This is a genomic window from Hymenobacter sp. ISL-91, from assembly GCF_018613725.1.
In the GTDB taxonomy this organism is placed as follows: domain Bacteria; phylum Bacteroidota; class Bacteroidia; order Cytophagales; family Hymenobacteraceae; genus Hymenobacter.
In genome coordinates this window covers 32,374-56,602 of record NZ_JAGGPS010000028.1, presented here as the reverse complement: position 1 = coordinate 56,602, position 24,229 = coordinate 32,374, and the positions used below count along the sequence as shown (strand labels likewise).

The window sequence follows — 24,229 nt, the reverse complement described above, 5'->3', positions numbered from 1 at the left end:
TGCTGAGCGAAGGCGCAGCCGTAGCCCAAGCATCTCTACCGCCAAAGCATTCCTGATTTTAAGGTTTACTGTTGCAGTAGAGATGCTTCGGCTCCGCTCAGCATGACGAGACTTTTTAGGCTTTTTTTCCGGCCTCTCCGCGGGGTTATCCGCCTGATAACAACCGGCGTCGGGAAATTCTCCGTAAGTTTGTAGCCAACTTTGGCAGGCCGCGCCGACACCAATCGGCTAGCTTCGGCGTTGGGCGGGGTGAGCGGCCGGGTTGTAAAGGCAGTGGCGGTGGTGTAACACGCGGCCAACTATTGTCCAGACCTTGGTTGAAGGAGCAAAATTACTGTTTTTCGGCTCGTCATCCGCTAGTACCAATTTAGTCAGAATCACCGGGGCCGATGCGCAAAGAATTTAGGATTGGGCTTTTTTTGCTGGTCCTGGCCCTCACCGGCCTGTTTGTTTCCTCCTCCGCCCCACCGCCGGCCGACATGGGCCGGCCCATGACTGCGGCCGAGCAGCACTGGGTCGATAGCGTGTTCACGGGCCTCACGCCCGAACAGCGGCTGGGCCAGCTGTTTATGGTGGCCGCTTACTCCAACAAAGACCGTAAGCACGTTCAGTACACCGAGTTTCTGGTGAAGAACTATGGCATTGGCGGGCTGATGTTTCTGCAGGGCGGGCCGCGCCGACAGGCCCACCTCACCAACCGCTACCAGGCCGCCTCCAAGGTGCCGCTGCTTATTGCCATGGATGCCGAGTGGGGCCTCGATATGCGCCTCGATTCGAGCATGCACTTTGCCAAGGGCATGACCCTGGGTGCCATGGACGACGACGAGTACGTGTACCAGATGGGCCGCGAAATTGCGCTCAACCTCAAAACGCTGGGCGTGCACGTGAGCTTCTCGCCCGTTATCGACGTCAACTCCAACCCCAGCAACCCGGTTATCGGCAACCGCGCGTTTGGCGAAGACAAGGAGCAGGTGGCGGCCCGCGGCGTGCGCTACATCCGCGGCCTGCAGGACCACGGCGTAATGGCCGTGGTCAAGCACTTCCCCGGCCACGGCGACACCGACGTGGACTCGCATGTAGCCCTGCCAGTTATCAACTCCGACCTGGCCCGGCTCACCAACATCGACCTTTACCCCTTCCGCCGCGCCATCGACCAGGGCGTAATGGGCGTGATGGTGGGCCACCTTTATGTGCCGCTGCTCGATACCAGCCGCACGCTGTCGGCTACCATTTCGCCCAACCTGGTTACGGGCCTGCTCAAGGAGAAAATGGGCTTCCGGGGCCTCGTATTCACCGATGCGCTCAATATGAAGAGCGTATCGAACCTGTATAAGGGCGGCGAGCTGGATGCGCTGGCCCTGCTGGCGGGCAACGACGTACTGCTATTTTCGGAGGATGTGCCGATGGCCGTACAGAAGATAAAGGAGGCTATTGCCGACGGCCGGCTGGCGCAGGCCGACGTGGATGCGCGGGTGCGCAAAATGTTGCGGGCCAAGTTCTGGGCCGGCCTCAACCACTACCGCCCCATCGATGTGCCCAACCTGATGGCCAACCTGAACCGGCCCCTGAGCCGCATGGTGCAGCAGCAGATTTATGAGCACGCGGTAACAGTCGTGAAGAACGACGACGATATTCTGCCCTTTCAGCGCCTCGATACACTGCGTATTGCTTCCATTACCATTGGCTCGCAGGCGGACACCTACCGCGAAACGATGGGCAAGTACCAGAACGGGCCGGTATATGCCGTGCCCAACCGCTACGCCCCCGACTCTACCTTTGCGCGTATTGGCCGGCAGCTGGCGCCCTACAACGTAGTGGTGGTGAGCCTGCACAACATGAACAACACGCCGGTCCACAACTACGGGCTCGGCGACGGGGCACTCAGGTTTCTGAAAACACTGCAGGCCAACCCGCGTCTGAAAACGGTGGTGGTCGTGTTTGGCAACGCGTACGCCCTCAAAAATGTGGAAACCAGCCGCAACCTGGTGTGCGGCTACGAAGACAATTTTGCCTCGCAGCTGGTCGTGCCGCAGGTGCTGTTTGGGGCGCTGCCCGCCAAAGGCCGCCTGCCGGTTACGGTGTCGGAAACCCTGAAAGCCGGCCAGGGCCTGCCCACACCCGATTTCCGCCGCCTGCGCTACGGCACGCCCGAGGAAGTAGGCCTCGACTCGCGCATTCTGGCCCAGATTGATAACGTGGCCCTGGAGGCCGTGGCGTACGCCGCCGCCCCCGGCTGCCAGGTGCTGGTTGCCAAAGACGGTATGGTGGTGTTCGACAAAAGCTACGGCTTTTACACCTACGACAAGAAGCAAGCCGTCAACAACGGTACGCTCTACGACTTGGCCTCGATAACCAAGGTTGCCGGCACGCTCCAGGCCATTATGTGGCTCAAGGATGAAGGCCGCCTCAACCTGGACGAAAAGGTAGCCACTTACCTCACGGAGCTGAAAACGACCAATAAAAAGGATATGACGGTGCGCGACGTGTTGATGCATCACGCAGGCCTCAAGGCCGGTATTCCTACCTGGGAGCGAACCATTACCAGCGCCGGGCCTAAACCCGAGTTCTACGCCAGCACCGAATCGCCCAAATTCGCACGCGAGGTAACGCCCAACCTGTTCAGTGCCACCTCCTCCGATGATGCCGTGTGGGGCTGGGTGCAGGAGTCGGCGTTGCTGCCTAAAGTCAAGGGCAAGTACCCCATCGAGTATTCCGATCTGAGCTTTATTGTGATGAAGCGGCTGGCCGAAAAGCTGCTTAAGCAGCCCCTGGAGCAATTTTTGGCCAAGCAGTTCTACCGTCCGCTGGGCCTGAACTCGATGACCTACAACCCGCTGGCCAAGTTTCCGAAGTCGTGCATTGCGCCCACCGAAAACGACACCTACTACCGCCGCACCCTGCTGCAGGGCAGCGTGCACGACCAGACGGCTGCCCTCGTAGGTGGCGTAGGTGGCCACGCCGGCCTGTTTGCCAACGCCAACGACCTGGCCGTGCTCATGCAGATGAACCTGCAGAACGGCCGCTACGGCGGGCAGCGGTTCTTCCAGACGCCGATAGTAACCGAGTTTGCCCGCGGCGTAGAGGCCGGCAGCCGCCGGGGCCTAGGCTGGGACCGGGGCGACCCAAGCAAGCCCGAAGGCCCCACCAGCAACCTGTCGCCGGCCAGCACGTTCGGCCACACCGGCTTCACCGGCACCTGCGTCTGGATGGACCCGGAAAACAAAATCCTCTACATTTTTCTTTCTAACCGCGTATATCCAGACGCCGGCAACAAGAAGCTGGTGCAGTACAACATCCGCACCCGCATCCACGACGTCATCTACAAGGCACTGCAAAAGTCATGACCTGTTGTCCGGCATTTCCGTTTATTTGACTCCGCAACCGGCGGCGAGGCGTTCTGCTTATAGAACGCAACTCGCCGCCGGTTTTTTTCTCTTTCGCGTAGCGCTGTTACGCTTCTTCTCGCCCACTCCCTCTCATGAACATCGGCATCGTTTGTTATCCCACTTTCGGCGGCTCGGGCGTCGTGGCCACCGAGCTGGGTAAGGCCCTGGCGCAGCGTGGGCACCGCGTCCACTTCATCACCTACAGCCAGCCGGTGCGCCTGGATTTCTTCAACGAGAACCTGTTCTACCACGAGGTCTATATTCCGCCCTACCCCCTGTTTCAGTTCCCGCCCTACGAGCTGGCGCTGGCCAGCAAAATGGTGGACATTGCCCAGAACGAGAAGCTGGATGTGCTGCACGTGCATTATGCCATTCCGCATGCCTCGGCTGCCTTTATGGCCAAGCAGATTCTGCTTACCCGCGGCATCCGCATTCCGGTAGTCACCACGCTGCACGGCACCGATATTACGCTGGTAGGCAAAGATGCCAGCTACGAGCCGGTCGTTACGTTCAGCATCAACCAGAGTGATGGTGTAACGGCCGTATCGGCCGATCTGCGGCGCGAAACCTACGAGTATTTCGCCATCGAGAAGGAAATTGAGGTGATTCCGAACTTCATCAACCTGGAGCGTTTTCAGAAGCAGGCCAAAAACCACTTCAAGGCGGCTATTGCCCCCGAGGGCGAAAAGCTGCTGGTGCACACCAGTAACTTCCGCTCGGTGAAGCGGGTGGACGATGTGGTGAACATTTTTGCCGGTGTGCGCAAGCAAATGCCCGCCAAGCTGCTGCTGGTCGGCGACGGCCCCGACCGACCGCGCATCGAAAAGCTCTGCCGCGACATTGGCCTGTGCCAGGATATCCGTTTCCTGGGCAAGCTCGAAGCCGTGGAGGAAGTGCTCAGCATTGCCGACCTGTTCCTGATGCCTTCCGAGAAGGAAAGCTTCGGCCTGGCCGCGCTGGAGGCTATGGCCTGCGAGGTACCCGTAATCAGCACCAATGCCGGCGGCATTCCCGAGCTGAACGAGCACGGTGTAACCGGCATGGTCAGCAACGTGGGCGACGTGGCCGACATGGTAAAAAATGCCCTCTACGTGCTCGAAGACGAAAACCTGCCCCGCTTCAAAGCCGCCGCCCACGCCCGCGCCGAAACCTTCGCCCTCGATACGGTAGTGCCCCTCTACGAAGCCTGCTACCAGCGCGCCATCGACGCGGTAGCGGTGGGTGTATAAGGGCTGTCATTGCGAGGAGGCACGACGAAGCAATCCGTTCGGTAAAGCGCAAAGCCCTTATAAGCAGAAAGCCCCTGACGTCCGTGCTGGCGTCGGGGGCTTTTTCATTTGCAACGAATCGTTCTGGACACGGGCTGCATGGCTGCGCACTACAAATCTTCATCCGTAGACGCGGGGCTGGCGCTTATGTACGCCATACCGGCCGTTACTGCTAGCGTAACTAGAAACAGTAGCAGCGGCGTAGTGCCCGAGTTGCTTCCCATAGCGAGGTATATTCCTAGCCACCAACTGATGAAGGCCATGAGCAGGGTGGCAACACAACTGGGACGCTTATTGGTTGCCTTAGCTACCACTACCGGCACCAGCAGTCCTATTCCAAGTGGAACACCCACTGCCAGCAGAATAACGGCCCATAGTATTGAGCCCATTGACTGACCCTTAAGCATTTCAGCATGTGCGGAGCCACTCATCAATACCCCTGCCATAACAACTATTATTAACCGGTTGCGCATCCGCATCAGAACATAGCCACAGCCTCGCGCTTCACAGCCAGAATGGCGGCGGCGGTGGGGTCGGGCAGCTCATCGTTCATCATGGTTTCGAGGATGCGGCGCGCCAGCTCGGAGCCGCGGGCTTCGGCAGAGTTGGGCAGCTTTTGAAACTGGCTGCTGATGAGGTTGCTGACACTATTCTGGGCCAGCCGGACGGCCGCCCAGGTTTCGGGCTGCATGTATAGCTGCTGGCTGAGGTTGTGCTCCACTTCAGCCCGGATTTCCTGGAGCAGCAGCCGGTGGTAATCGGCGGCCGATTGGTTGGCGCTGCTGATGCGCACCAGCAGGTTCTGGGGGCTGAGGCGCTCGAGCAGCAGCGTCACGCGCTCCAGGGCCTGCAGGCGGAGCGGCAGCGTGGTTTTGCTGGCTTCCAGGCGCATCTCAATCAGGCGGCGCTGCTGCTCGCGCTCCAGAAACTGCTGAAACAGGAAGTAAATGGCGCCGGCCACAATAAGGGCCGGCAGAATGATTTTGAGCAGGTCGAAGATATAGGCGGTAGTGTCCATGCAGCTAATTAGAAGTAGAAACGAGTACCTAAGCGGTACCCGGGGCAGCTCGTTGCGGAGGTAAAGATAGGCGGTGAACCGCCGGGGCCAAGCCGTTGTTGTAGCCTCAAACGCCATCCTGCCGCCGCCGAGTGTGCCGGGAGGTCTTTGCCGGGGCTTCTGCCCAACTACCGGCGGCGTTGTATCTTTGCCCCTCTTCTTCTAAACCGAACGCATTATGGCAACGGCCGTTTCCACCAAACTTGCTCCCATCAGCCTCACTCCCCGCGCCCTGGAGGAGGTTCGCAATATTCTCGTTGAAAAGGCGGTTCCCGGCGAATACGGCCTGCGCGTTGGCGTGCAGGGCGGCGGCTGCTCGGGCATGAGCTACCTGCTGGGCTTCGATAAGCCCAAGGAGCAGGACGAGACCTTCGACATCGACGGGGTGCTGCTCATCATGGATAAAAAGCACGCCATGTACGTGCTGGGCATGGAAGTCGACTTCCAGGACGGCCTCAACGCCCGCGGCTTCGTCTTCAGCAACCCGCAAGCCAAAAGCACCTGCGGCTGCGGCTCCTCGTTCTCGGCCTAATTCAGGCGGTTGGCTGGCAGTTGCCGGCTGCTTTCTGCCAATGGTAAAATCCTCCACCAATGCATCGGTGGAGGATTTTTCTTTTTCAGGCTGTCACTGTATCGGCCCGGCAGGCAACAATATGTATGGCGGCGGTGGCTAAACCATCGGTATTTGCGGCAGTAGAGCCTGGGCCAGAAATGCCCGCACCTCTAGCAGCCGCTGCCGCACCTGAATCTGCTCGTACTCGCGGGTGAGGGTGGTGTCGATGGCCTGCTCGATGAGGTTGCACTGCTGGCGCAGGCTCTGGCGGCGGGTGTAGGAGCCGGTGCGGCGGGCCACGGTTTCGAGGGCCGACAACAGCCGCATCAGCACGGCCACATTATCGTCACCGTTGCTCCGAATCTGGTCGAAGGCCAGGCATACAAAATCGTTGAAGTTGCGGGTGCGGGCAATTACGCGCACCTGGCCGGCCTGGGCCCGCAGGGGCTGATCCAGCTCGCGGTTGGCCAGAAACGTCAGCATCGTGCCCAGCCAGTCGATGCACATAACGGCGGTAGTGGTGTCGTTGATGCCAGGCGACAGCGCTTTGAGGGCAATATCCACAATCTGGCGGAAGCCAAAGGCTACATCCTGCTGGTTGATGCTGCGCTGCGTGTCGATGGTAAAATAGCCGTTGAACTGCTGCTGCTCTTCGTTGGAGGGCTCGTGGTCGGCGCCGTAGCTGGCCACCGACAGCAGGGGGGTGTCCTGGGTAACGAAGTCGCCGAGGCGGTGTTCGAGGCGCACCACCAGGTTCTGGTCTTCGGCGTGCTGGAGCAGTTCCTCGCTGGCCACCCCCTGAATGTAGCCCGATGCTCTGGCCACGATAGGATGCCAGTGCAGGTCGGCTTCGCGGAAGTCCTTTTCTGCTTCGGAGCCGGCTTCTTCGCCCACCTGCTTGGGAAAGATGCGGCTCATGCCCTTCATGGTTTCGCGGGCGGCTTCGGCAATAATATTGCCCGCCTGAATAGACGTGGCAATATGATGGATAAAAAAAATCAGCATGCCAATGCTCACCAGCGCCATAAGCAGGGCAAACGACACGGCCAGCGGCGGAATAAAGCCGCTTTCGTCGCCCCCACGGACTGTGCGCAGCACCACCAGGCAATACACGAAGATGCTCACAAAGAAGCCCATCACCACCTGGTTGGCCCGGTCGCGCATGAAGTTGCGCAGGATGCGCGACGTGTACAGCCCCGAAACCGTGGCCAGCGTGGAGAGCGTGAGCGAGAAAATGAGGGCGGCTACCGTAATGGCAGAGCTGGCAATGGCCGACAGCATCCCCCGGGCCCCATCGGCCCCGGCCCCGAATAGCAGCGGATAATCGCGCGTCCATTTATTGCTGGTACCGGCATCAAGCAGCACTAACCCATAGGCCAGCAGCAACGCCGCCAACACCATCAGGGTAGGCACAAACCACAGGCTTGCATTGATATTGATCCACCAGCTCTTAATTCTTATCATACACGAGGCGCCACCGCAGTGGGCAGGAAACAGGATTTACAGGGGCAGCAGCAGCCTGGCAGCTGGTTTTGCTATGGCTTGGAAACGTTACGCAGGGCCGAATCGGGGGCGTCGGCCACTTGCCCGATGGCGTTGAGGGTTCCGTCGTTTTCGAGTACCACTGCTGCGGCATCGGCCAACGACGCAATGCCCCGCTCGCGCAGGCTGGCCAGGATTTCTCCTTCCGTAACGCGCTCCGCTTTCATGACGGCCGGTATGAATTGGCCCCGGTACACAAGCAGGGCAGGCTCCGATTTAACGAGCTTGTCCACCGTCTGAAACCGCACCGACAGCCAGGTAATGCCGTATTGCAGGCCAATAAGCAGCCCCATGCCCAACAGGCCATCGGCCAGGGCCACGCTTTTGCTGAGCAAGGTAGAAGCCAGCATGGAACCCAAAGCCACCGTCACGATGAGGTCGAAGGCGTTCATTTTGGAGAGCGTGCGCTTGCCCGAGGTGCGCAGCAGCAAAATCAGGCCGACGTACGCCAGCACGCCGATTACTACAATCCGAAGCAGGCTGCTCCAATTGGTAAAGAAGAATTTTTCCATAGGTTTCTGGTGAAAATGAACCGCTAGACCGCCCCCGGGCTATCCCCCGATTTAACGGCCGGCTTCTTGGGGTCTTCGGGCGGGTCGGCAAGCGTACCGGGCTCGGCCATGGCCACCTGAATGGGTACGGCCGGCATTTTGGTGGGCAGGCGCAACTCCAGAATATCGGGTGGCAGGGCGTAGCCGCCGGCCATAAGGGCCTTTTTCACCCGGTTCATCACCCGGCTGCGCAGTTCCAGTGTAGCCCGGCGGTAATCATCAGTGTCGGTCCAGAAAAACACTTTCAGGTTCACGGTGCTGGCGGCCAGCTCATCGACGACGGCAAATGGCTCACGCTCAGTTAACACTTCCGGCTCTAAGCGCACCTGCTCCAGAATGAGGGCAATGGCAGCGGCCACATCGTCGTCGTAATCTACGCCTACCACAAACTCCTGGCGGATGAAGCCGTCGCGGGTGTAGTTGATGAGCGGCTCCTTGAGCACAATGGCATTGGGAATGGAGATGTCGCGGCCGTCGAAGGTGCCCATTTCGGTGGTGCGCAGGTTGAGCTTGGTAATCTGCCCAAACATGTCCTGAATTTTCACGGTGTCGTTGACGCCGAAGGGGCGGTTGAAAGCCAGGATGATGCCGGCCAGGAAATTCTCGGCAATGTCCTTGAAAGCAAAACCCACCACGAAAGCCGACAGCCCCGCCGCCCCCAGAATACCGCCCACCACGCCCGAAAAACCCAGGATGTTGAGCGCCACCACCAGCCCTACCAGCACCAGCACCCAACGGCCTACCTGCGTCAGAAAATCGGTCAGCAGCGGGTCGTCGGAGTGGGCGCTGAGCTTGGCTGCCAGCCAGGTTCGCAGCCGACTGGCCCCTACCCATACCACGCCCATCACAACGGCCGCAATCAGCAGCCGCGGCAGCATGTACAGGAGCTGTTCCCAATAAGTATTGATTACCTGACTGAATTCGTCGGACATTCGGATGGCGTAATAGTGTAAGTGGTGCTGTGTGTACGGGGGCGTTGGTTGTCAGTTGCCGGGCACGGGTAACTAGCCGTTGCCGCCTATATTGCGCCCATGCGCCTTCCCATCCTTGCTCCACTCCTGCTGCTGAGCGCCTTCGGGGCGCGGGCCCAGGCCTTTCAGCCCGCCGAAATTGCCCGCTGGCAGCGCCAGGCCCGGCAGGTCACCATCACCCGCGACACCTGGGGCGTACCCCACGTAAGCGGCAAAACCGATGCCGATGCCGTGTTCGGCCTGCTGTACGCGCAGTGCGAAGACGATTTCGCGCGCGTAGAGGCCAACTACCTCGATGCGCTGGGCCGCCGGGCCGAAGTGGAGGGGGAAAGCGTGCTGTATCACGACCTGCGCGCCCGCCTGTTCATGGACAGTACCCGGGCCATTGCGCTCTACCAGAAAAGCCCCGCCTGGATGCGGCAGCTGCTCCAGGCTTTCGCCGACGGCACCAACTACTACCTGCACACCCACCCCCAAACCAAGCCGCAACTGCTGCGCCGCTTTCAGCCCTGGATGCCGCTGCTGTTTTCGGAAGGCAGTATTGGAGGCAACGTAAGCGTAGTGCCTGTCGAGCGGCTGAAGACCTTTTACAGCCGCCAGCTGGCCCCCGGCACCGGCTGGCAGCCTCCGCAGTTGCCCGTCAAAGAAGACCTGCTGGACCGCTCCTCGCTGGGCTCCAATGGCTTTGCCATCACGCCGCAGCTCAGCGCCAGTGGCCACCCACTGCTGCTCATCAACCCACATACCTCGTTCTATTTCCGGCCCGAAGTGCAGATGACCAGCCAGGCCGGCCTGAACGCCTACGGAGCCGTCACGTGGGGCCAGTTTTTCATCTACCAGGGCTTCAATGAGCACTGCGGCTGGATGCATACCTCCAGCTACGCCGACTCGATGGACGAGTATCTCGAAACCGTGGCTCAGCAGCCCGACGGCCGCTATACATACCGCTACGGCGCCGAGCAGCGGCCCGTACGCCAGGCGCCCGTGCGCGTGGCCTACCGCGCCGCCGATGGCACCACCAAGCACCGCGAGTTTACTACCTACCACACCCACCACGGCCCGGTAGTAGGCCAGCAGCCCGACGGCCAGTGGCTGACGGTGCGCATGATGGACACGCCCGTAGCGGCCCTGGAGCAGTCGTACCTGCGCACCAAGGCCACCGATTACGCCAGCTTTCGGCAGGTGATGAAGCTGAACGGCAACGCCTCGAACAACACAGTGTTTGCCGACAGTAAGGGCACCATTGCCTACTGGCACGGCAACTTCATGCCCCGGCGCGACCCGCAGTTTAATTGGAGCCGGCCGGTAGATGGTAGCAACCCCCAAACCGAGTGGCAGGGGCTGCACCCGGTGGAAGACATTGTACAGGCGAGAAACCCGGCCAGCGGCTGGCTGCAGAACTGCAACGCCACGCCTTTCACGGTGGCCGGCCCCGGCAGCTCCCCCTCCCCGGCCGCCTACCCCGCCTACATGGCTCCCGACGCCGAAAACTACCGCGGTCTGAATGCCGTGCGGGTATTGAGTGAAAAGTCAAAGTCGAAATTCACCCTCGATACGCTGTTGGCCGCCGCCCGCGACCCGCACCTGACGGCCTTCGACGAGCTGCTGCCGGCACTAAGCGAGGCCTACCAAACCGTAGCCGACGGCCCCGATGCCCCCCAGGGCGACATCCGAGAGGCTATAGCGCTGCTGCGGGCCTGGAACCACAACTATGCCACCACCTCGGTGGCCCAAACCGTGGCCACCTACTGGGCCGAGCGGCTGCTGCGCCTGGCCCGCCCCCGCGTGAAGCCCGGCCAGCCCCTCGACCAGCTGGCGCTGATTCGGTTCGCCATCAAAACCACCACGGCTCCCGAGAAAGTAAACGCCCTGCAGGAAACCCTGGATGAGCTGACCGCCTCGTTCGGCAACTGGCGCCAGCCCTGGGGCGACATCAACCGCTTCCAGCGCCTCACCGGCCGCATTGAGGAAGTGTACGACGATAAAAAGCCCAGCCTGCCGGTGGCCTTCACCTCCTCGGCCTGGGGCTCGTTGGCTGCCTTTGGCTCGCGGGCCCGGGCCGGCACCCAGAAACGCTACGGCGACGTGGGCAACAGCTTTGTGGCCGTAGTCGAGTTTGGCCCCCGCGTGCGGGCCCGCTCGGTGCTGGCCGGCGGCATTAGCGGCCAGCCCGCTTCGCCCCACTTCACCGACCAAGCCCCGCTGTATGTGCAGCAGCAGTTCAAAGACATCTGGTTCTATCCCGAAGACATCAAGCAGAACGCCAAGCGCACGTATTCGCCGGGGCAGTAAGGGTGAGTGCGAGGGTGAATGTAGAGTAAATAGAACGTCATGCTGAGTGCAGCCGGAGGCGAAGTCGAAGCATCTCTACTGCAATGGTAATTCTGTCGAATGCAACGAAGCGGTAGAGATGCTTCGACTTCACTCAGGATGACCGTTTTTCCCTTCTCCCTTGCCACTCCACTTTTCTCCTTATCACTCCCGCTCTTCCATGTCTCATTTCCACCGCCCTACCCTACTGGCCCGGCTCACCAGCCAGCCCCAATGGGATGTACTTGTTATTGGGGGCGGGGCCACGGGGCTGGGGGTGGCCCTCGATGCCCTGAGCCGGGGCTACCGCACGCTACTGCTGGAGCGCGACGATTTTGCCAAGGGCACCAGCAGCCGCAGCACCAAGCTTGTGCACGGGGGCGTGCGCTACCTGGCCCAGGGTGATGTTGGGCTGGTGCGCGAGGCCCTGCACGAACGGGGCCTGCTGCGACAGAATGCGCCGCACCTCGTCAGCAATCAGGAGTTTATCATTCCCAGTTATAGCTGGTGGGGAGGCCCGTTTTATACCGTTGGCCTGAAGCTGTACGACTGGCTGGCGGGCCGCCGCAGCTTCGGCGACTCGCGGCACCTGAGCCGCACCGAAACCCTGCGCCGCCTCGGCAACCTGCGCCCCAGTGGCTTGCGCGGGGGTGTGCTCTACCACGACGGCCAGTTCGATGACGCCCGCCTGGCCGTGAACCTGGCCCAGACTGCCCTCGAAGCGGGTGGCACCCTGCTTAACCACTGCGCCGTAACCGCCCTGCGCAAAGACACAACCGGCCACCTGACTGGCGTAGAGGCGCTTGACCAGGAAACCGGCCGAACCTACGAGCTGCGGGCAAAGGTGGTAGTGAATGCCACCGGCGTGTTCGTGGATGAGGTGCTGCGCCTCGATGAGCCCACGGCCCGCCCGCTGGTGCAGCCCAGCCAGGGCGTGCACCTGGTAGTAGGCGCCGATTTCCTGCCCGGCCACTGCGCGCTGATGATTCCGAAAACCGACGACGGCCGGGTACTATTTGCCGTGCCCTGGCAGGGCCGGGTGCTGCTAGGCACCACCGACACGCCCCTGCCCGCCGCCAGCACCGAACCCCGGGCCCAGGAGGCAGAAATCGACTTCATCCTGCGCACCGCCGGCCGCTACCTCACGCGCGCACCCGGCCGGGCCGATGTGCTGAGTGTGTTTGCCGGTCTGCGCCCTCTGGCCGCTCCCATTGACGGCACCACCAGCACCAAGGAGATTTCGCGCAGCCACAAGATTATTGTTTCCGAAAGCGGCCTACTCACCATTACGGGTGGTAAATGGACCACTTACCGCCGTATGGGCGAAGACGTAGTGGACCGCGCCATACTGCTGGGCAGGCTGGCCCCGGCCCTCAGCCGCACTGCCCAGCAGCCCATCCACGGGGCCCACCCCACCCCCGACCACCACGCGCCGCTGGCCGCCTACGGTACCGATGCCACGGCCCTGCGCCAGCTCATGCGCGAGCAGCCTGCTTTGGCCGAAAAGCTGGTGCCGGAGTTCGCTTTCACACGGGCCGAAGTAGTGTGGGCGGCCCGCTACGAACTGGCCCGCACCGTGGAAGACGTGCTGGCCCGCCGGGTGCGGCTGCTGTTTCTGGATGCCCGCGCCGCCAGCCGCGCCGCGCCAGCCGTAGCCGAACTGCTGGCCCACGAACTGGGCCACGATGCCGCCTGGCAGCAGCAGCAGGTGGCAGAATTCACGGAGCTGGCCCGGGGCTACGTGCTATAGCGCCCGGCAATAAGCACTATGCCGGCTAATCCAGTGCGTGCGGGTAGCCGATAATTTCGGCTTCGGCGGCCAGTTGGGCCCAGTCGGTCAGGTCGGCATTCAGGGCCTGGGCGGTGGCCTGGGTGAGAGGCTCGTGGCGGTAGAAGCGGGCTACATCGGCTCCTTCCAGCGGCTCGCGCTCGGTTTCGTCGAGGTAGTAGCCGTTAGCCCAGTCGGCGTAGGTTTCGGGGTTATGGTCGAACATGGCCAGCAAATCCTCCGAACCGTCGTCCTCCGCCTCATCCACTATGCCGGTCTGCCAGCCGTGGGCGGGCGTGTACCACAGGCAGAAGTTGGTACCGATAGAGGCCACCGGCTCACCGAACATAAACTCTTCGAAAGCAGCCGGCAAGCCTCGGGTAAGCTGCCCCTTATCGGCTGCCTCATATCCCGAAAGCGAGCCGTTGATGCAGCAGCCCTCGGGCCGGAATAGCACCAGGAGTTGGTCGCCCTCGCCGTCATTCATTTCCAGCAGCTGCTCGTCGGCGTCCCACTGCGGGTCGTAGGTGTAGTAGCGGTACTCGGGGTCGGGCGAGTTGATGGCGTCGAGCATGGCCAGGGCCTGGCCAAGGCGCTGCAGGTCGGCGGCGGACGGCAGGGCGGCGGGGTTGAGGCTGGAAATCATTTTCTGGAGCTTTTTGCTGACAGTTGGTGGCCGTTAGCTGATGATCGGGTGGAACAGAACGGATGCTAGCGCCGGGCGTATGCCCACGGGCTTCTACCGAAACCGGCGGCTCAGTACGTTTTGGTCATATCGGCCGGCACTACCAACACGAAATCGGCTTTCTGCTGGTTGTCTTTCTCCAGGCTGGCTAACTGTTCCTGCCACACCGTACTGATGGTGAGCACCTTCAGCTGCGGGTTCTGCTGGTGTAGGTAAGCCAGAATACCATCGTGGTTGTCGGAGTGGTAGCTGCCGTTGAGGTGCAGCAGCAGGTGGCTGGCAGGGCGGGCCTGGTTAAGAAAGAAAGCCATGGTGGCATCCTTGAGGGCCTGGGCCTGGATGATGTTCTGCACCCCGGCGGCGTGGGCCGCATCGCCCCCGAACATTTTCACCATATTCTTATAGCCGGGCAGCTCGTAATCCACCGTTAGCGGCAGCGGAACCAGCCAGGCTTTGGTAGCGGCGCTCAGCGTGTCGAGGGCCGCGAGGCTGCCTTTGGCCACCAGCGAGGCGTAGCGGCGCGGCACGTTGGTGCCCACCACCCGAAATTTCTGCTGGCGCGCCAGTTGCAGCAGCGGTTTGTAGTCGGTGCGGTAGTTGGGCCAGGGGCGGCTGCTGGCCTCGAAGGCCTTATCGTCCAGCTCGCCGGTGATGTACTGGTCGACCAGCGGCTGCACATCGCGCTCGAACATTTCGAGGCCCAGCACCAGCTGGCCCTGTTTCAGGCGGAGCAAATCTTTGGTGAGCTGCAGCTGCAGCCAGTGCGCCATGGGGTCGTTGTGCTGCTCGCCGAAGAACACCACATCGGCGGCAGCCAGCTTTTTCAGCATGGCCTCATAGCCCACCGGCTTGCCAGCGGCCGCAAACAGACGGTAAGCCGGCCGGTCCTGGGCCCTGCCCAGCATGGGGCCGATGAGCAGTAGCATAAAGAGGAGAATACGCATACCTCAAAGATACGTCTGCCACTGCGCCTTCTGCGAAAACACTGCGTCCTCTGCGGGCTAAGTCGTTGTTACGATTTTAGCCCGCAGAGGACGCAGTGTTTTCGCAGAAGGCGCAGTGCTGTTCGGTTAGCCTTTATAAAACAGCCATTTCGACAACTCTTTGTAGGTAACCTTCTTGCCGTACATGAGCACGCCCACCCGGTAGATGCGGGCGGCCACCCACACGGTGCCAATGAAGCCCACAATCAGCAACGCAACCGACAGGGCCAGCTGCCACACCGGCACGCCAAACGGCAGCCGGATAACCATGGCAATGGGCGAGGTAAACGGTATCATCGACATCCAGAAAGCCACCGGCCCATCGGGGTTGCGCAGAATCACACTCACGCCGATGATGTAGCTCAGAATCAGGGGCATGGTAATCGGGAACATAAACTGCTGGGTGTCGGTCTGGTCATCGACGGCTGCCCCAATAGCCCCGAACAACGCCCCATAGAGCAGGTAGCCGCCCAGGAAGTAAATCACGAAGCCAACCACAATCATGCCCAGCGGCAGACCGCGCAGGGCCTTAAACACGCTGAACCGCTCCGATACGGCGGCGGCCGGATCGGCCGGCGTGGCGGCGTTGTCGGCGCTGGCTACTTCGGCACCGCCCATTACCTGGGCCGCCCGCTCGGTACCGCCCGGGTTGGCCGCCATTTCGGTTTTGGCCGTGGCAGTCAGCTTATCGGCAAAAAGGGCAGTTATGGCCGAGGTGGCACCCACCGACAGCAAGCCCCAGAGCAGAAACTGGGTGAGGCCCACCCCCGCAATACCCACAATTTTGCCCATCATCAGGTCAAACGGCTTCACCGATGACAGCATCACTTCCATAATCCGGCTCGACTTTTCCTCCCCCACGCCGCGCATAATCTGCACGCCGTACATGAAAATGAACAGGTAGATAAGCAGCGCCAGCGCGTAGGCAATGCCCGAGGTGGCCAGCGCGTTGCTGTTCTTTTCTTTACCGGTTTCGTCGAGGTTGATGCTGGCCACATCGATGTTGGTTTTCAGCGCATCCAGCTTTTCCTGCGACAGGCCCGAGGCGCGCATTTTATCTTCCGAAAACAGCTTATCGAGGGCGTTTTCCACGGCCTGCTGCTTGCGGATGCTCACATTGCCCTTGGCATACAGCTGCACCCCCTTGGGGGCCTCCAGGCTCAGGCCGGCCGGCAGGTACAGCAGCCCGTCATCCTCCGATTTGAGGTAGTCCTTTTTCACCGTTTCCAGCGGGCCCTGCACCGGCGTAAATTGCATCTGCTTCGTCGATATGAGCCGCGCCCCCAGGCGCTGCCCGCTCATGTCGAGCACCTGCACAACGTCCTGCGTGTCGTTGTCGGAGGTGGCAATCTTGACGATAAAAAAGCCGAACGCGGCCACAATCAGCGGCACGAGCAGCGTCATAATCAGGAAGCTGCGCTTTTTTACCCGGGTCAGATATTCGCGCTGGGCAATGAGCCAGAAGTTGGAAGGCATAGTTTTCTGAGCTGTTAGCTTTTAGCTGGTGGCTATTAGCTTTTGTTTCGGTTGATTGATAACTGCTGTTACGCAGTGGTTTCGTTGAAGTGCTGCTAGGTAAGTAGCGCGAACTTTGTAGTTCGCGTCCCCCGCGCCGTTCACGCTGTTTTAATGGCGCAGGGACGCGAACTACAAAGTTCGCGCTACTTCCCCCTGCGTAACAGCAGTGATAATTATGCTAAGAGCAACGTGGCGCAAAGATTCTCCGGTACGAATTCTTATTAAACGCATGTAGGAAAAAGCTATCCGCTATCAGCTAATGGCTAAAACCCTAAGCTACCGGCATTTCTTCCAGCAGCGTTTCGGGCATGGTTTCCTTCACCCGACGGATGAAGATTTCGTTGATGCTCGGAATCAGCTCGCGGAAAGCGTGTACCTCCACGTTGCCGATGAGGTAGCGCAGCAAATCGTTGGGCGTGGTGCCGGCGTGCAGCCGGATGATGTCGTGGAAGTGGCTGTTTTCGCGCTCATGATGCTCCAGCACCTCGAAATCGGGGTGCATCACCATCAGCCGGCCCTTGCCCTCTACCGAGTAGGTCTGGGTGCGGAAGGTGTCCTTCACGGTGCTTACCGGCCCGTCGAGTACCTTGCGTGAGCGGTTGATGAGGGCAATGTTGTCGCACATTTCCTCTACCGATTCCATGCGGTGCGTGGCCAGGATGATGGTCGCGCCCTTGTCGCGCAAGGCGAGTATTTCGTCCTTGATGAGGTTGGCGTTGATGGGGTCGAAGCCCGAAAACGGCTCATCCAGAATGATGATGCTGGGCTCGTGGAGCACGGTGGCGATGAACTGCACCTTCTGCTGCATGCCCTTGCTCAGGTCCTCTACGTTTTTCTCCACCCAGGGTGCCAGGTCGAAGCGCTGAATCCAGGCCTTGATGCGCTGGGTAGCGTCGGAGCGGCTCAGGCCCTTTAGGCGGGCCAGGTACAGCAGCTGCTCGCCCACTTTCATCTTCTTATACAGGCCGCGCTCCTCGGGCAGGTAGCCGATTTCGCCGATATGCTTCGGAGCCAGCTTCTCACCGCGGATGCGGATTTCGCCACCATCGGCCCCGGTTATCTGGGTGATGATGCGGATGAGCGAGGTTTTGCCGGCGCCGTTGGGTCCGAGCAAACCGTAAATGCTGCGGTCCGGTATTTCCAGGCTTACATCGTTCAGGGCGACGTGCTCGCCGTACGTTTTGCGCACGTTCAGGGCTTCGAGGGCTGCTTGCATTTTTGTTTTGAGCTGTTAACCTTTAGCTGATTGCTAATAGCTTTCGTTCGGAAGGAGTAAGACTCGGGAAAACTTGCGGACGCTTAAATGTAGCGTTTTCTGAATTCTTGGTTTGGCGAATTTCAACCAACCGGCCGCCTCAGTCCCGCAACTCGTGCAGAGCCGCTTCCAGCTGGTCGAGGTAGCGGCCGTAGCGGCGCTGGTGCTCCTTCTGGCCCATGCGGTAAGCCGCGTATAGCAGCAACAGCAATAGCACAACGCCCCCGGCCGCAATGCTCAGGTGCCAGCCCCAGTTGGGTTGGCCGGGCTGCAGATAGGCCCACAAATAGGTTCGGCGCACTATTACTACAAAAACTGCCAGCAAGGCCAGCGACCCTACGCCCACATAGTCGTGCAGGCGCATCAGGTGCCGAAACCGGATGATGCGGGTAGTCAGGAACTGATACAGGTTGGGCTGCTGCTGTTCCATCTGGCCGATAAGCTTAAGCCGCTGGTACACAATCAGGCCCACCAGACACAGCACGGCAAAGATGCCCGCCGCAAAGAGCTGCAGCTTTACCGCGTCACGGAAGAAGATAAGCGCATCGAAAACGATTAGCACCAGCCCCATACCTACGAATTTCAGCTCCCGGGAAGCGTTTTTCTTCAGCCTAACCAGCGGATTAGAGGAAGTATAGGACATGAGCATAGCGCGGAGGGATTGTTCAGAGGTAAGGGTATCTGCAGAAGGAACAACGGGCTGGTCCTGCCAGCGGCTCCGAAAATCATCGAGTTCCATCAGGCGGGTTGGGTTAGGAGTTGGCGGAGCTTGTCCTGCACGCGGTGCATCTTCACGCGCACATTGTTTGGGGTGATGCCCAGGATATCGGCCATTTCGGCGTAGGTTTTCTCTTCGAGATAGAGCAGCACAAAGGCTTTTTCGACGTCGGAGAGGCGGGTAATGGCCCGGTAGAGTTCGGCCAGGTCGTCGGGGTCGGGGCCTTCGGGCGGGGGTGCGGGTACCTCGGGCAAACCTTCGGGGCCGGGCAGGTGGTCGGCGGCAGGGCGACGGGTGCGGCGGCGCAGGTCCGATATAGCCACGTTCAGGGCCACCCGGTAGAGCCAGGTGCCCACCTGCACGTCGGGCCGGGCTTCGTAGCGTGGCCACGCCCGCCACAACTGCAGCACCATTTCCTGGTATAAGTCCTGCCGGTCGTCGGCATCGGCGCAGTACAGGCGTGCCACCCGCCGCAGCCGGGGCTGGTGGGCATTCAGGAGTTCCAGAAAATCGGGGGCTACCGGAGTCGGCGACATGCAACGTAGTTTTGCCAGGTATATCGGCCAAACTCAGCAGGCATTACACGCCGGGCCGAAAAAATTTCTGGCAGAAATTGATACCTATGTATGCGGCGTTAGCGGCCGCCTAGCCTTGCTCTTTGCTCATTTCACTATCTGCTGCAAATAAATATTGCCGGGTTGTGTAATGTACGCTGTACTCGGCCGATATACAGACAGAACAAAGCTGTCGGTTCGTAATTTTCACGCATTTATTTCCTCATCTTTTCCCATCAAACATGCGCCTTACTACCCTTTCACTGGCTGCTGCCTTTCTACTAGCCAGCCCCTTGGCGCAAGCCCAAAAAACAGCAAAAGCCCCCAAAACAGCGGCTACTGCGGCAACCACCAAGTCCTTGCTCTGGGAAATTTCGGGCAACAAGCTTGCTAAGCCATCCTATGTGTTCGGTACTATCCACCTGCTCTGCGCCGACGACCTCAAGGTGAGCGAGGTGGTGAAGAAGGCCATCGACAACTCGCAGCAAATTGCCCTGGAGCTGGATATGGACAGCCCCACGATGATGGAGGAAATGCGCGGGCAAATGATGCTACCGGCCGGCCAGACCGTGCAGGGCTGCATGACCAAGGAAGAGTACGCCGCCGTAAACGACTACTACACCAACGAGCTGAAGATGCCCTTCGCCCAAATGGGCACCATGAAACCCTTCATCCTGTCGTCGTTGATGTACCCCAAAATGCTGGGTTGCCCAATCGGCAGCTATGAAGGAACACTGATAGGCATGGCCAAAGCCAAGCAAGTGGAAGTTATCGGCCTCGAAACGGTGGCAGACCAGATGGGCATTTTCGATAAAATCCCCTGCGATAAGCAGGCGCAAATGCTGTCGGATATGGTGGTTAAGCGCAGCGAGGCCCAGCAGGAATTTAAGGCCCTGTTCCAGCTGTATCAGGCCCAGGATGTAGAGGAGCTTTTGAAGGCAACGTTAGCCAGCCAGTTCGGCATGAAGGAGTACGAGGACGAGCTGCTGACCAACCGCAATAAGCGCTGGATACCCCTGATGGCCCAGCAAGCCACCAGCAAACCGACCTTTTTTGCCGTTGGCGCCGCCCACTTGGGTGGCTCGAACGGCGTGCTGGCGCTGCTCCGCCAGCAAGGGTATCAGGTAAAGCCCCTGCTGTAGCCTCGAATAACTCTCAGGCAGCAAAAAAGCCCGCTTTCCAGTCAAGGAAAGCGGGCTTTTTTGTCAAACAACGTTTTCGACGAGGATAGCTCTACGCGAAATACTCCTTCACTTTCTCGAAGAAGCCTTTGTCATTCTTGCCGGGGCTGGGCATGAAATTACGCGAGTCGCGCAGCTTTTCAAGCAGTTCCCGCTCCTCGTTGCTCACGCTCTTGGGCGTCCAGACGTTGAGGTGGATGAGCTGGTCGCCGCGGCCGTAACCGTTGATGTCTTTGATGCCCTTGCCGCGCAGGCGCAGGATTTTACCCGGCTGGGTGCCCGGCTCTACCCTTATTTTCACCTTGCCCTCGATGGTAGGCACCTCGATGTTGGAGCCCAAAGCGGCGTCCACGAACGAGATGTACTGCTCGAACATGATGTTATTGCCCTCGCGGCGCAACAACTCGTGCGGCTCCTCCTCAATCTGAATAAGCAGGTCGCCGGGCACACCACCACGCTCGGGGTAGTTGCCCTTGCCGGTCATGCTCAACTGCATCCCTTCGGCCACACCCGCCGGAATGTTGATCGGGATGACCTCCTCGTGCAGCTGGCGGCCATCGCCCTTACAAGTGTCGCAGGTGCTGGTTACTACTTTGCCCTCGCCCTCGCAGGTTGGGCAGGTGCTGGCGCTTACCATCTGGCCGAGCATGGTGTTCACCACGCGCTTCACCTGGCCCTGGCCGTTGCAGGTGCCGCAGGTTTTCAGGTCGGTGCCGTTTTTGGCGCCGGTGCCCGAGCAGGGCTCACAGGCCACGTAGCGCTTCACTTTTATTTTCTTCTCAACGCCGTTGGCAATTTCTTCCAGATCGAGCTTGAGCTTGATGCGCAGGTTAGAGCCTTTGCGCGCGCGTCGCCCGCCCTGCTGGCCGCGGCCGCCCCCAAAGAAGCTCTCGAAGCCGCCGCCACCGAAAATATCACCAAACTGGCTGAAGATGTCCTCCATGTTGGGGTTGCCGCCACCATTGCCACCCATGCCCTGATGACCATACTGGTCGTAGCGGGCGCGCTTCTGCTCGTTGCTGAGCACCTCGTACGCCTCGGCCGCCTCCTTGAACTTGTCCTCAGCAGTAGGGTCGTCGGGGTTTTTGTCGGGGTGGTATTTGATGGCCACCTTGCGGTAGGCCTTCTTGATCTCGTCGCCCGCCGCGTTTTTGGCCACGCTCAGCACCTCGTAATAATCTCGCTTCGTTGCCATGTTTGTTAAGCTTTTAGCTGACAGCTACTAGCTGTTAGCTTTTGTTCTGCTTCTCGTCTTCGACTGATGATTAAATCGAAAGCGGCATGTAGTTGTTCATGAGCGCCTACTCGCTCTTGTTGAGCTCAAGCACAGTCTATGGTCAAACAGCACGAAAGCTATCAGCTAACAGCTCAAGTTCTACTGACCCAATACCACTTTAGCGTGGCGTAACACCTTATCACCCAGATAATACCCTTTTTCTACTTCGTCTACTATTTTACCTTTCATGTCCTCTGATGGGGCCGGAATCTGGGTAATAGCTTCGTGCAGCTCGGGGTCGAAGGCAGTGCCCACAGCATTCATCGGGGTCAGGCCCTTTTGCTCCAGCGTCTTACCAAGTTTGTTCTGGATAATGTCGAAGGCCTCGCGCACGGTGCCGGCATCGTCGGTGGTCTGCGTGTGGTGGCGGGCCCGGTCTAAATCGTCGAGCACGGGCAGTAGCACCGCCATCAACTCCTGGTTGGCGCTCTTGAACAAATCGATGCGCTCCTTGCTGGTGCGGCGCTTGTAGTTCTCAAACTCAGCGGCCAGACGCAGGTACTTGTCCTTGAGGTCGGTCAGCTCGGTGCCGGACGCGGATGCGTCGGTTTCGGGCGTCGTCTCGTCGGTCATTTCGCCAGCCACATCGGCGGCGGGGTCGGTCAGGTTGTCGTCCTGGGGCAGGTTCTGGTCGTCAGCCATAGTCGTAAAATATCGTCGGAAGGGGTTTTTCACTGGATTAGCCGATAGGCAAGAGGCGGGGTGCAAGCAACAGGCCAAAGCGTGTTGGCTGTCAGTTTGGCACAAACAACGGGCCGGGCGCAGGAGTCGTTCCTGCACCCGGCCCGTTGTAGTTGGCACTCTACTCCGCGTGCAGCGCCGTCCAGATCATGTCCTTCAGCGGCTGGATGTTTTTGTTGGTCAGGCTGGAAATGAACACGGTAGGTAGCTCCGTGGGTAACGTGGCCCTGATTTCCTCCTCTAATTCCTCATCAAGCATATCGGACTTAGTGATGGCCAGCAGACGCTTTTTGTCCAGCAGTTCGGGGTTGAACTGCTTCAGCTCGCTGAGTAGCACCTGATATTCGGCATTGATGTCGGGCGAGTCGCAGCTGATCATAAACAGCAGAATCGAGTTGCGCTCGACGTGGCGCAGGAAACGATGACCCAGGCCTTTCCCCTCAGCCGCGCCCTCGATAATGCCCGGAATGTCGGCCATCACAAACGACTTGTAGTCGCGGTAGGCCACTACGCCCAGGTTGGGCGTGAGGGTGGTGAAGGCGTAATCGGCAATTTTGGGCGTGGCGGCCGACACGACGGAGAGCAGCGTGCTTTTGCCCGCGTTCGGGAAGCCCACCAGGCCCACATCGGCCAGCAGCTTCAGCTCCAGAATCACCCACTCATCAATACCATCCTCGCCGGGCTGCGCATACTGTGGGGCCTGGTTGGTAGCCGACTTGAAGTGGTCGTTGCCGAGCCCCCCGCGGCCACCGGGCGTCAGAATCAGGCGCTGGCCGTCTTCGGTAATTTCGAGTTTCTTTTCGCCGGTTTCGGCGTCGCGGGCTACGGTGCCCAGGGGCACCTGAATAATAATATCCTGGCCCTGCTTGCCGGAACGCAGGTTTTCGCCCCCGCCCTCGCCCGCCTCGGCAATCAAATGCTTTTTGTACTGCAGGTGCAGCAGCGTCCAGAGCTGAGAGCTGCCTTCCAGAATAATGTGGCCGCCGCGGCCGCCGTCGCCGCCATCGGGGCCGCCGTTGGGCAGGCCCTTGGCCCGGAAGAAGTGGTGCGAGCCCGCCCCGCCCCTGCCCGAGCGGCAATTGATTTTAACGTAGTCGATGAAGTTATTGGAAGCCAAAATTTGAGGAGCTAGGAGTTGGAAGGCAGGAGACAGAAGCACTACCATCCTTAAAAAGGACTGTCATCCTGCCCAATCCGCTATTTGAGCGGAGTACGCAGGATGACAGAAGAAATATTCTGCCGCAGCCTGGGAGGGCCACAGCTACAAAGTTACGCTTTTACTTCCTGGGCAGCCTGTTGGCTGCCGCTGGGAGTAGCAGGCAAGTGCTGATCGAGGATGGCGCAGATCTGGCCGAAAATATCCTCAATTTCTCCAATGCCATTCAGGGCATGAAATTTATTTTGCGTGGCGTAATAGCCGGCAACCTGCGCAGTTTCGGTGTTGTACACGGTTACGCGGCGGCTGATTTTGGCTTCATCCTGGTCGTCGGGGCGGCCCGAGGTTTTACCGCGTTCCAGCAGCCGCTTTACCAACTCCTCCTCCTTTACTTCCAGCGCCACCATACACGACACCTTGGTATTGTGGGTGGCCAGCAGCTGGTCGAGGCTTTCGGCCTGGGGCACAGTGCGCGGGAAGCCGTCGAAGATGAAGCCCGCCGCCTGCTCGTTCTCTTTGAGGGCCGAGCCAATCATGCCAATCACCACTTCATCGGGCACCAGCAGGCCCTCGTCCATGAGCTTTTTGGCTTGCAGGCCCAGCTCGGTGCCGCGGCTGATCTGGGCCCGCAGCAGGTCGCCGGTCGAGAGGTGCACCAGATTGTAGCGGGCAATCAGCTTCTGACTTTGCGTGCCTTTACCGGCCCCGGGAGGGCCAAATAGTACAAGATTAAGCATGAGCAGCGAGGAGTTACGCGGAAAGGTTGAAATGGGCGGGTTTGGGAAATATAAGCACGAAACGGCAAACGCCCCGCGC

Annotated in this window: 20 protein-coding genes; 6 read left to right on the top strand and 14 right to left on the bottom strand. The window is 60.0% G+C overall.

Features of this window, described 5'->3' with window-relative positions:
* Positions 1–389: 389 nt before the first annotated feature.
* Both J7E24_RS12330 and bshA read left to right on the top strand, forming a co-directional pair.
* Positions 390–3,344, top strand: a complete 2,955-nt coding sequence (locus tag J7E24_RS12330; protein ID WP_215138460.1) for a glycoside hydrolase family 3 N-terminal domain-containing protein — start codon at positions 390–392, stop codon at positions 3,342–3,344.
* 134 nt (positions 3,345–3,478) lie between these two features.
* The gene (gene bshA / locus J7E24_RS12325) at positions 3,479–4,615 is read left to right on the top strand and encodes an N-acetyl-alpha-D-glucosaminyl L-malate synthase BshA (RefSeq protein WP_215138459.1); all 1,137 of its coding nucleotides are present in this window, start codon (positions 3,479–3,481) and stop codon (positions 4,613–4,615) included.
* Positions 4,616–5,132: 517 nt separating this feature from the next.
* Here the strand turns inward: bshA and J7E24_RS12320 are convergent.
* Complete coding sequence (locus J7E24_RS12320) at positions 5,133–5,672, bottom strand: hypothetical protein (protein ID WP_215138458.1); 540 nt, start codon at positions 5,670–5,672, stop codon at positions 5,133–5,135.
* A 217-nt stretch (positions 5,673–5,889) separates the two neighbouring features.
* On the opposite strand from J7E24_RS12320, the gene J7E24_RS12315 reads away from it, so the two are divergent.
* Positions 5,890–6,243 carry a HesB/IscA family protein gene (locus J7E24_RS12315; RefSeq protein ID WP_215138457.1) on the top strand — a complete coding sequence of 118 codons (354 nt, stop codon included), beginning with the start codon at positions 5,890–5,892 and terminating at the stop codon, positions 6,241–6,243.
* Between the two features lie 138 nt (positions 6,244–6,381).
* Here J7E24_RS12315 and J7E24_RS12310 read toward each other — a convergent pair whose 3' ends face one another.
* From J7E24_RS12310 to J7E24_RS12300, 3 genes are all read right to left on the bottom strand, one after another.
* Positions 6,382–7,728: a DUF2254 domain-containing protein gene (locus tag J7E24_RS12310; protein ID WP_215138456.1), complete on the bottom strand. Its 1,347-nt coding sequence runs from the start codon at positions 7,726–7,728 to the stop codon at positions 6,382–6,384.
* Between the two features lie 71 nt (positions 7,729–7,799).
* Positions 7,800–8,318, bottom strand: a complete 519-nt coding sequence (locus tag J7E24_RS12305; protein WP_215138455.1) for a DUF421 domain-containing protein — start codon at positions 8,316–8,318, stop codon at positions 7,800–7,802.
* Between the two features lie 23 nt (positions 8,319–8,341).
* The gene (locus tag J7E24_RS12300) at positions 8,342–9,289 is read right to left on the bottom strand and encodes a mechanosensitive ion channel family protein (RefSeq protein WP_215138454.1); all 948 of its coding nucleotides are present in this window, start codon (positions 9,287–9,289) and stop codon (positions 8,342–8,344) included.
* A gap of 99 nt (positions 9,290–9,388) precedes the next feature.
* On the opposite strand from J7E24_RS12300, the gene J7E24_RS12295 reads away from it, so the two are divergent.
* Both J7E24_RS12295 and J7E24_RS12290 read left to right on the top strand, forming a co-directional pair.
* Positions 9,389–11,620 carry a penicillin acylase family protein gene (locus tag J7E24_RS12295; protein ID WP_215138453.1) on the top strand — a complete coding sequence of 744 codons (2,232 nt, stop codon included), beginning with the start codon at positions 9,389–9,391 and terminating at the stop codon, positions 11,618–11,620.
* A 199-nt stretch (positions 11,621–11,819) separates the two neighbouring features.
* Positions 11,820–13,388, top strand: coding sequence for a glycerol-3-phosphate dehydrogenase/oxidase (locus J7E24_RS12290; RefSeq protein ID WP_215138452.1), 1,569 nt, complete (start codon positions 11,820–11,822; stop codon positions 13,386–13,388).
* A gap of 25 nt (positions 13,389–13,413) precedes the next feature.
* Here J7E24_RS12290 and J7E24_RS12285 read toward each other — a convergent pair whose 3' ends face one another.
* The 6 genes from J7E24_RS12285 to J7E24_RS12260 form a co-directional block, all read right to left on the bottom strand.
* A complete protein-coding gene (locus J7E24_RS12285) occupies positions 13,414–14,052 on the bottom strand; it encodes a hypothetical protein (protein ID WP_215138451.1) in 639 nt (212 codons plus the stop codon).
* A 110-nt stretch (positions 14,053–14,162) separates the two neighbouring features.
* On the bottom strand, positions 14,163–15,035 hold the full coding sequence (locus tag J7E24_RS12280) for a ChaN family lipoprotein (RefSeq protein WP_215138450.1): 873 nt from the start codon (positions 15,033–15,035) through the stop codon (positions 14,163–14,165).
* A 126-nt stretch (positions 15,036–15,161) separates the two neighbouring features.
* Entirely contained in the window at positions 15,162–16,550 is a 1,389-nt protein-coding gene (locus tag J7E24_RS12275; RefSeq protein WP_215138449.1) for an ABC transporter permease, read from the bottom strand.
* A 313-nt stretch (positions 16,551–16,863) separates the two neighbouring features.
* Complete coding sequence (locus tag J7E24_RS12270) at positions 16,864–17,808, bottom strand: ABC transporter ATP-binding protein (RefSeq protein ID WP_215138448.1); 945 nt, start codon at positions 17,806–17,808, stop codon at positions 16,864–16,866.
* Between the two features lie 139 nt (positions 17,809–17,947).
* On the bottom strand, positions 17,948–18,490 hold the full coding sequence (locus tag J7E24_RS12265; RefSeq protein ID WP_215138447.1) for a hypothetical protein: 543 nt from the start codon (positions 18,488–18,490) through the stop codon (positions 17,948–17,950).
* A gap of 95 nt (positions 18,491–18,585) precedes the next feature.
* The gene (locus J7E24_RS12260; protein WP_215138446.1) at positions 18,586–19,101 is read right to left on the bottom strand and encodes an RNA polymerase sigma factor; all 516 of its coding nucleotides are present in this window, start codon (positions 19,099–19,101) and stop codon (positions 18,586–18,588) included.
* Between the two features lie 260 nt (positions 19,102–19,361).
* On the opposite strand from J7E24_RS12260, the gene J7E24_RS12255 reads away from it, so the two are divergent.
* Positions 19,362–20,261 carry a TraB/GumN family protein gene (locus J7E24_RS12255; RefSeq protein ID WP_215138445.1) on the top strand — a complete coding sequence of 300 codons (900 nt, stop codon included), beginning with the start codon at positions 19,362–19,364 and terminating at the stop codon, positions 20,259–20,261.
* Between the two features lie 91 nt (positions 20,262–20,352).
* Here J7E24_RS12255 and dnaJ read toward each other — a convergent pair whose 3' ends face one another.
* The 4 genes from dnaJ to J7E24_RS12235 all read right to left on the bottom strand — a co-directional run bounded on the left by dnaJ (position 20,353) and on the right by J7E24_RS12235 (position 24,150).
* Positions 20,353–21,495 carry a molecular chaperone DnaJ gene (dnaJ, locus tag J7E24_RS12250; protein ID WP_215138444.1) on the bottom strand — a complete coding sequence of 381 codons (1,143 nt, stop codon included), beginning with the start codon at positions 21,493–21,495 and terminating at the stop codon, positions 20,353–20,355.
* A gap of 180 nt (positions 21,496–21,675) precedes the next feature.
* Positions 21,676–22,218 (bottom strand): nucleotide exchange factor GrpE, encoded by a 543-nt coding sequence (locus J7E24_RS12245; protein WP_215138443.1) that lies wholly within the window; start codon positions 22,216–22,218, stop codon positions 21,676–21,678.
* Between the two features lie 160 nt (positions 22,219–22,378).
* The gene (gene obgE, locus J7E24_RS12240; protein ID WP_215138442.1) at positions 22,379–23,374 is read right to left on the bottom strand and encodes a GTPase ObgE; all 996 of its coding nucleotides are present in this window, start codon (positions 23,372–23,374) and stop codon (positions 22,379–22,381) included.
* Positions 23,375–23,526: 152 nt separating this feature from the next.
* Positions 23,527–24,150, bottom strand: coding sequence for an adenylate kinase (locus J7E24_RS12235; RefSeq protein WP_215138441.1), 624 nt, complete (start codon positions 24,148–24,150; stop codon positions 23,527–23,529).
* Positions 24,151–24,229 lie beyond the last annotated feature (79 nt).